Origin of the sequence: Nguyenibacter vanlangensis (assembly GCF_013376155.1) — a bacterium.
Classification (GTDB): Bacteria; Pseudomonadota; Alphaproteobacteria; order Acetobacterales; family Acetobacteraceae; genus Gluconacetobacter; species Gluconacetobacter vanlangensis.
On sequence record NZ_JABXXP010000641.1, the window covers coordinates 1 to 1,583 of the forward strand.

Here is a 1,583-nt window from a genome sequence, read left to right on the forward strand (position 1 = left end):
GCCGGTGCCCAAGGGGCCCATCGCGCTGCGCGAACCATCCCGCTTCCGCCTGATCGGCCATTCCCAGCACCGGCTGGACGCGGCGGCCAAGGTGGCCGGAAAGGCCGTGTTCGGCATCGACATCCAGGTGCCCGGCATGCGCGTCGGCACGGTCGCGGCCTGCCCGGTGATGGGCGGCGTGCTGCGCCATGTCGACGACCGCGCCGCGCGGCAGGTTCCAGGCGTGCACGACGTGCTGACGATCGGCAACGCCGTCTGCGTGGTGGGCGACCATTTCTGGGCGGCCCGCAAGGGGCTCGACGCGCTGGTGATCACCTGGGACGAGGGCGTCAACAGCGCGGTCGACACCCAGACGATCTATGGCCAGTTGTATGACGCGTTGGACGGGCCGGCGATCGTCGCGCACGTCAAGGGTGACGCCAAGGGCGCCATCGGCAATGCCGCCACCCGTGTCGAGGCCGTCTATCAGCAGCCGCTCCTGGCCCACGCGCCCATGGAGCCGATCAATTGCACCGTGCTGGTCGCGCCGGACCGCTGCGATATCTGGGTCGGGTCGCAGGTTCCGGCCCGCGCGCGCGATTCGGCGGCCGAACTGACCGGATTGGCCAAGGACCAGATCCATCTTCACAACCAGTATATCGGCGGCGGCTTCGGCCGGCGGCTGGAGCATGAGTACGTCACGCAGGCGGTGCAGTTCGCCCGCCAGGTCAAATATCCGCTGAAGATCGTCTGGACCCGCGAACAGGACCTGACCCTGGACCGCTATCGTCCGGCCTATGTCGACCACCTGATCGGCGGCCTGGACCGCGACGGCCGCCTGGTGGGACTATCCCACCGGATCGTCGGCCCGGCGGTGGTCGCGCGCTGGGCGCCCCAGGCCCTGCTGCCGAACGGCGTCGATGACGACCTGCTGGCCGCGACGGTCGAGACACCGTACGATATTCCCGCCATGTTCCTCGATTACGCGCGGCGCGAGGCGCCGGGCGTAGTCACCGCATGGTGGCGCGGGGTGGGCGGCACGCGCGGCGTCTTCGTCGTCGAAAGCTTCATCGACGAACTGGCCGCGGCCGCCGGGGCCGATCCGGTGGCATTCCGCCGCAGGATGACCGAGGGCAAGCCCCGTGCGCGTGCCGTCCTGGAACTGGCGACGGCCAAGGCCGATTGGGGTTCCCCGCTGCCGGCCGGGGTCGGGCGCGGCATCGCCCTGCAATATGTGTTCGGTTCCTACCTGGCGACGATCGCCGAGGTCGAAATGACCGACATGGGGGGCGTGCGGGTCCGGCGGGTGACCGTCGCCGTGGATTGCGGCCACCTGGTCAATCCCGACCAGGTGGTCTCGCAGATCGAGGGTGGCCTGATCTTCGGCATGAGCGCCGCCCTGTTCAATGAAATCACGCTGCTTCACGGGCGGGTGCAGCAGGAGAACTTCAATTCCTACCGGATCATGCGCATGAACGAAGCGCCGGCGATCGAGGTGCATCTGGTCGACAGTACCGAAGATCCGGGCGGAATTGGCGAAACCGGCACGGCGGCGGCGGCCGCCGCTCTGGCCAACGCGATCGCGGCGGCAGGCGGTGGCCGCC

At 69.2% G+C, this 1,583-nt stretch carries 1 protein-coding gene; it reads left to right on the forward strand.

Annotation, left to right across the window (positions count from 1 at the left end; translation table 11 throughout):
• Window positions 1-1,583: xanthine dehydrogenase family protein molybdopterin-binding subunit (locus HUK84_RS17550; RefSeq protein WP_176641403.1), on the forward strand; the 1,583-nt coding region annotated here is incomplete at both ends.